Annotated in this window: 6 protein-coding genes and 1 pseudogene; 5 read left to right on the top strand and 2 right to left on the bottom strand. The window is 43.8% G+C overall.

The annotated features are described in order from the left end of the window. Positions 1-279: 279 nt before the first annotated feature. Positions 280-974: pseudogene (locus tag RIB93_RS01085) on the top strand (transposase); the annotation flags it as partial. 94 nt (positions 975-1,068) lie between these two features. Here the strand turns inward: RIB93_RS01085 and RIB93_RS01080 are convergent. Next, positions 1,069-1,884 (bottom strand): MOSC domain-containing protein, encoded by an 816-nt coding sequence (locus RIB93_RS01080; RefSeq protein ID WP_446369459.1) that lies wholly within the window; start codon positions 1,882-1,884, stop codon positions 1,069-1,071. A 121-nt stretch (positions 1,885-2,005) separates the two neighbouring features. Here RIB93_RS01080 and RIB93_RS01075 point away from each other — a divergent pair, with 121 nt between their 5' ends. The 4 genes from RIB93_RS01075 (at position 2,006) to RIB93_RS01060 (ending at position 5,776) form a co-directional block, all read left to right on the top strand. Further along, entirely contained in the window at positions 2,006-2,230 is a 225-nt protein-coding gene (locus RIB93_RS01075) for a DUF433 domain-containing protein (RefSeq protein ID WP_446369457.1), read from the top strand. Positions 2,231-2,481: 251 nt separating this feature from the next. Continuing rightward, positions 2,482-3,183, top strand: coding sequence for a Mo-dependent nitrogenase C-terminal domain-containing protein (locus tag RIB93_RS01070; protein WP_446369455.1), 702 nt, complete (start codon positions 2,482-2,484; stop codon positions 3,181-3,183). A 108-nt stretch (positions 3,184-3,291) separates the two neighbouring features. Next, a complete protein-coding gene (gene obgE / locus RIB93_RS01065) occupies positions 3,292-4,317 on the top strand; it encodes a GTPase ObgE (protein WP_446369453.1) in 1,026 nt (341 codons plus the stop codon). Between the two features lie 709 nt (positions 4,318-5,026). Beyond that, a complete protein-coding gene (locus RIB93_RS01060; protein ID WP_446369451.1) occupies positions 5,027-5,776 on the top strand; it encodes a hypothetical protein in 750 nt (249 codons plus the stop codon). Between the two features lie 122 nt (positions 5,777-5,898). On the opposite strand, the gene RIB93_RS01055 is transcribed toward RIB93_RS01060, so the two are convergent. Beyond that, the gene (locus tag RIB93_RS01055) at positions 5,899-6,447 is read right to left on the bottom strand and encodes a phage tail protein (protein WP_446369449.1); all 549 of its coding nucleotides are present in this window, start codon (positions 6,445-6,447) and stop codon (positions 5,899-5,901) included. Between the last annotated feature and the right edge of the window lie 100 nt (positions 6,448-6,547).

The following is a 6,547-nucleotide window of genomic DNA, read 5'->3' as shown; positions in this document are numbered from 1 at the left end:
TAACAGTGTGTTGTTCCTTCAATACTCTAAATCCGAGTCCTCCTTAACAAGCCAGAAAAGATAAATTAAGACGGATATTTTTACAATAGAAACTTATTTAAAAGCCGACTAGCGTAAATTATACGCTAACGATTCTTAGACATTGAAATAAAATAAATCTCAAGCCCAAGAAACAAAAAAGTCTTGAAATCTGATATAATTGAGTGATAATAAAAGTTAAACTTTCCGGGTCATGATTACTAAGTTATCACCAACAAAACATCTCCCCCTCAAGTTTGAAAAAAAAAAGGCAAAGAACTTCTTAATAACTTTAACGGCGGTCAAATTACTTCAAATGCGGGAATCGTCTGGTTAGCAGAATTAGATAAAAAACTGAAAATTACAGCAAGATTTGCAGAATGTTTTCAAGACTATCGAAATTTGTCTTATATAGATTATTCAGTTCATCAATTACTTGCTCAAAGAGTTTACGGCATTGCTTTAGGTTATGAAGATGTCAATGACCATGACCAATTACGCTATGATCCTGCTTTGGCGATCGCCTTGGAAAAACTCGATTTTGCTGAATCCCCATCAGCCATTTTAGCTGGGAAGAGTACCTTGAATCGGCTTGAATATTGCCCGTTGTTGAATTGATAGATAGCCTTTTTTATAAAAATGAAGACTTAGACGAAGTGAGAAAGTTGGTTTCTAACGCAACTTGGTTTCGCTCTATTTATCATCAAACTGAAAAGTCATGGAGTCGTCAAAGAAGAGTGGTTACTAAAGTTTCTTATGGTAGTGAAGGCTTAGAGCTTCGTCATGTAATCACTTCTTTACCTCCTTCTCAAATTACACCCTCTCAACTTTATACTAAAAAATACTGTCCGAGAGGTGAAATGGAAAATCGGATTAAAGAACAACAGTTAGACTTATTTGCTGACCGAACTTCCACTCAAACATTTCAAAGTAATCAACTCCGCCTGTGGGTATCTTGGGTTACAGTCGGGGCGGGTTGAGAAATTCCCCCCCTCTCTAAAGAAGATTGGGTTAAATCATCTTCATTATTATCAGAACGTACAAATGCCGTCAAATCCTTTCACCAAAACGCTTAATTTCCACCTCATCCCCTACCCGAAGTGTTCCCAACTGTTCTTGAATCACGTTTTGCCCAAAAAAGATTTTCCCATTCCGCCGCCGATAGTTTGCCAGTGTCGCTAACGGTTCTTTGCCTGGTGTACCTTGAGATTGATCCACCGTGGTAATTATACATCTGGAACAAGGTTTAACCACACGAAAGGGAATTGAACCGATGCGAATTTGACGCCAACTGTCTTCGGCATAGGCTTTACAGCCAGAAACCACTAAATTGGGGCGGAATCGATTCATGGGAACAGGTTGTTCTAACCGTTGATTTAAGTCTTGCAACGAGGCTTCAGAAATTAGCAAAAAGGGAAATCCATCGGCAAAACTGACCGATTCGCTGGGATCAGCATAATTCGGATTAATCGGGCGGATGGAGTCCTCTGGCATATAGACTAACTGACAGGGAATGTCGAGAAATTCACTAAACCACTGACTGAACTCTTTATCCAATGGCATAGCTTGGCAGATATCATTCCAGATTTGCACCGGGAGGCGATGGTCACTTTCATAGTCTAGGGGAATGGATAAGCTAGGCTGGTTGGGTGCTTCTACGACTAACTCGTTCTCCCCCAACCGCACTTGAATCAACGCCATACGGGGAAACTGACGCTGGGTGAGAAACTTACCCTTTTCATCCACTAACATCCAGCGTCGGTCATAGTGTAAACCGCGATCGCTCACCTGAGCCGTAGAGAGTGCGATCCCACCTGCTGACTTAATCGGGTAGATATAGATTCCACTTAATTGGATAGAAGTCATGGGTTTATGCCGCCGATTTAACCGTAAAATCTATCCCCCAATTTTAGCTGTGTTACGCCAGTAGGCTAAGATCAGAGGAACTCCTACTATACGGAATGACTGACATGACGGAATGACTGACATGAAAACCGCAGCGCGTGTTATTCATAGCGACCCTGACATCCTGGGAGGAACCCCTGTTTTTGTTGGAACTCGTGTACCTTTTGAAACGTTGCTCGATTATCTCGAAGCTGGCGATCCACTCGATGAATTCTTAGATCATTTTCCCAGTGTTCGGCGTGAGCAAGCGATCGCAGCTCTTGAATTGGCAAAGGAAACGCTGATAGCTTATGCGAATCCTGCTTGATGAGTGCGCCCCACGACCTTTGAAACCCTTGAACTCAATAATTACCAATCGTTTCAGCCGGATTGTGCCGATAGTAACCAGAACTTATCTTCCGTAGTAGTTAAGATTAAGAGTGGAACCAGTTACAACCCTGGTAGGGTAATGCCGTTGTCACTAAACCCCAGTCGTTTAGTCTCCTAGTTTACAGCCTGTTAGGACTCTGCCAAGGTTCGCTCTTCCAATCATGTTCGTCGAGTTCCTGCTAGATAATTATGACGACTGTCACTCAATCTCCCTACACCGAAGACCAAATTTCCGCTTGGCTGCGTGGCTTATGTACCGTGGCTTGGGCTGATGGTCACTTTGATCCCGAAGAAAAAGAGATTGTTTCTCAACTGACTCATGAACTTCTGGAGGTGGATAAAGATCCCCAGTCGGTTGAACAAACGATTTCTGCCGAAGAACTGGCTGCGGCGTTAGGTCACGACGACCATACCGCCGAGAATTTTATCAGAACGGCTGTCATGGTGGCGATGGCAGATGGTATCTACTCGGCTAAGGAAGACAATGTTCTGCAAGAGTTCTGCGAAGCGCTAGGACTGAAAATCGAGGCATTGAATTCCCTGCGGCATACCCTTTACGATGGTGAAGGAACGGATATCTCAGATGTTGTCCACCACGACGCCCAGCAACCAGGAACCTCTCCCCATCCCCATTCGGATATTCTGCATCCTGTACGTAAATGGCTCGACGGGATGGAAGTTCATGACCCACGAGTTGCCCGATTTGTTTGTAATATTATCCCCTCTCAATGTCCGTTTGAACGAGATGTTAACCTATTCGGTCGCAAAGTCGCCCACATTCCGGCAATGTGTAAGATCAATCCCCTCTATGATCAGTTAGTCGGCTTGCGCTTCCGGGCATTATCTTATCTGGCAGATAAACGGGGCGAAGATGTCTCGAAATATTTTTAGTTCCTCAGGGAACAGGGAACACCTCGACTTCGCTCGGTGTGTCACAGGGAACAGGGGGAGAATATTCCCAATCCTTAATCCCCAATCACCAATCACCAATCACCAAGAATGCAATTTATTGATCAAGCGGAAATTGAAGTCGAAGCTGGGAAGGGTGGCGATGGGATTGTCGCCTTCCGACGGGAGAAATATGTGCCTGCGGGAGGACCTGCGGGTGGGAATGGGGGACGCGGGGGAGATGTGATTTTGGTGGCGGCTGAACACCTGCAAACCTTGCTTGATTTCAAATATGCCCATCGCTTCCAAGCCGACAATGGGGGACGCGGGGGACCGAATAATCGAACGGGTGCTAATGGGCGCGATCGCACGATTCAAGTTCCCTGCGGTACAGTTATCTATGATGCAGATACCCAGGAAATTATCGGGGATTTAGTCCAAACGGGACAAACCTTTTGCGCGGCTAAGGGAGGTAAGGGAGGATTAGGGAACAAGCATTTTTTGAGCAATCGCAATCGCGCTCCTGATTATGCCTTACCCGGACTCCCTGGAGAGTATCGCCGCTTGCGTTTGGAGTTGAAATTACTGGCAGAAGTGGGAATTATTGGTTTACCCAATGCGGGTAAGTCCACGCTAATTGCTGCCCTTTCTGCGGCACGCCCCAAGATTGCCAATTATCCATTTACGACGTTAGTCCCAAATTTGGGTGTGGTTCGCAAACCTACAGGTGATGGTACAGTATTTGCTGATATTCCTGGATTAATTGAAGGGGCGCATCTGGGAACCGGGTTAGGGTATGACTTTCTTCGCCATATCGAACGCACGCGCTTATTACTGCACCTGATTGACGCTACGGCTGATGATCCGATTGGCGATTATCAAACCATTCAAGCCGAGTTACAGGCTTATGGACGGGGGTTGTCAGAACGTCCTCAAATTCTGGCATTGAATAAAATAGATGCTGTTGATTCAGAGACGGTAGAACTGCTGGCGACTGAACTGAATCACTTAACCCATGTACCCGTGTTCCAAATTTCAGCCGTGACTCAAAAAGGGTTAGAATCGCTGTTGCAAACCGTTTGGCAGTCTTTGGATCAGTTGCAAGATGTAGAGGCGGAAACGGTTACCAAGGTTTGATAGTGAAAAGCGGTACACAGACAGATCCCCGACTTCTCCAAGAAGTCGGGGATCTTGCTTAGAGACAGTACCTCATCAACCTGGAATCTGCTGTAATTATCCTGAAAACGAAAATTAAGTTCCAGAATTCCGGAATGAGGGGATGAAAGGATGAAGGTAAAATTACACCCTTATCCAAGGTGCTGCTAGTTCGTCTCTGTTGAGCAACGTTTATACCTCTTTACATTCCATGATGATATAAATACTCTTTCAAGAAAAGAAAAGCCGACCGTAATGTTGATAGCTTTTCTGACAACAGTTGGTGGCAAGGCTTCAGAATCTAGCTAAGAGCTAAAGTCCAAGAAGTCTTAGTTAAACATAGTTTTTGGAAAAATAAAAATGGATGCGACCAGCAGACGATTAACGGCTGCGGCACAATGTCCGATCTAACTCCTAATCCAGTTTTAAACGTGCAGCAAAGTTTATCACAACTTTATTTAAGTCATCTTGACTATGTTTTTTCCATAAATCATGGCTATAACGCTTGTAGTTTTACTTGGCAAGATGCAATGATAAACAATAAGGAAACTTCGAGATTAAAGCTGGATAATCTCTCAGACAATAAAACAGCTTAACTATTGACTTGCCACACATTCAATATTTCTTGATTTCTATCAGGGCTAGGCATCTCCACAACTTAGTTTGATTTTTTTGGGATATACATTTTATCATGGCTCATTCAAAGGTCATTGGCCAATTATCACTAACGACAGCTCTGGCTACGTTAATTGCCGTATTAAGCAGTCCAGCCGCCCAAGCACTGGTTATTGATTTTGAAGATAATGCGATTGAACCTAATAATAATGAAGATGTTTTATCCTCGATAACGTCGCAAGATTTTTTATTTGAGCCAACTCTCCCTGGTGAAACGCAGTATGCATTAGCGAATAATGTATTTGAGGCACACAATGACAGCACCTATTTTGTAATCCGGAATTTAGTAGACAACGACACATTGGAGCCGTTTATAAATCCTGTCACCATGTCTCAAGTAAACGGAACTCCATTTTCGTTACTCAGCTTGGACTTAGCCGAATGGGGAGTACCCCAGGATCAAGCCAAAATGGTTGAATTAACTGGCTTTTTAGCCGGAGGCGGTTCAATTACAACAATGATTTCCTTTGATGGTGTGACTGATGGGAGTGGACCTCTAGAGGATTTTCAAACCGTAACCTTTAACCAGCAGTGGAGTAACTTGAGTAGTGTTGAGTTTAAAGGAATAGATGCACCTGTTTCTGATGATCCCAGCGAAGAACCTGGCTTTCAGGTTAATAGCTTTGCTATTGACAACATTGAAGTAGAAGAAGCGTTTGAAGAACCCCATACAGAAGTTTCCGAACCTGCTTCGATTCTAGGTATCTTTGCACTGGGAGCAGTGGGGTTTGGTTCGAGATTGACGAAAAAAATAACTCAGCGTTAACTCATCTGAAATACTGATATAGATTGGCTTCGTAGTGAGGGAACTTTAGCCCTCTTCCGCTAGGTATTAGAGTACTAAAGTACTCACTACAAACAAAGCCCTATTTTAGCTGAGTCATACGACTAGGGGCGTGGATCGATTCCTTGGTAAGCGATGATAAAGTTAATGGCTAAGTAGGGTTGCAGGTTATTGTGGGCGTTGTTCTCGTTACTACCGATACTAGAAATACAGTCCATTTCCACGAAATTAGTCGCTCCAGTAGCATAGATGCTACTTCTCGGTTTCGACAAAAGGGCAGATCCACTCGGACTGGTTTCGTTGGAGTCAGCATTCGTCGCTTTTAATTTCATTTGAATTTCTGGTAAGTTCGCTTGAGTTAATTCAACCTGCTCTGATCCACTTTTATCACCCAAGCCATAGGAGTTGCGATCATTATCACTATTTCCTCCCATCGGGTTTATCCCCAGAGGAACGCGACCTCTTAAATCAGGGACACGAAAAACGCTTTGCGTTGGATCACCAGGCTGATTGTACTTTCCTGCCAAAATTGTAGCTAGAACATCGTTTTCACCACTTGTTACGTTACGTAGTTTACCGTCGCAAAGATACCAACCATCGGGAACCACATCAAAAGCAACCATGGCAATTTGACCGATAAAGGGTGTTGTCATAATAAATTCCTCAAGTTTTCGATAAGGTAACGTTGCGCTAAAAGTTCCCTCTGCTTCCTGTAGCCCTAACAAGAAGGCGGGAAATGATGTAATCATGCTT

Origin of the sequence: Coleofasciculus sp. D1-CHI-01 (assembly GCF_040218875.1) — a bacterium.
Classification (GTDB): domain Bacteria; phylum Cyanobacteriota; class Cyanobacteriia; order Cyanobacteriales; family Coleofasciculaceae; genus Coleofasciculus.
This window is presented reverse-complemented; position numbering and strand designations above follow the sequence as displayed.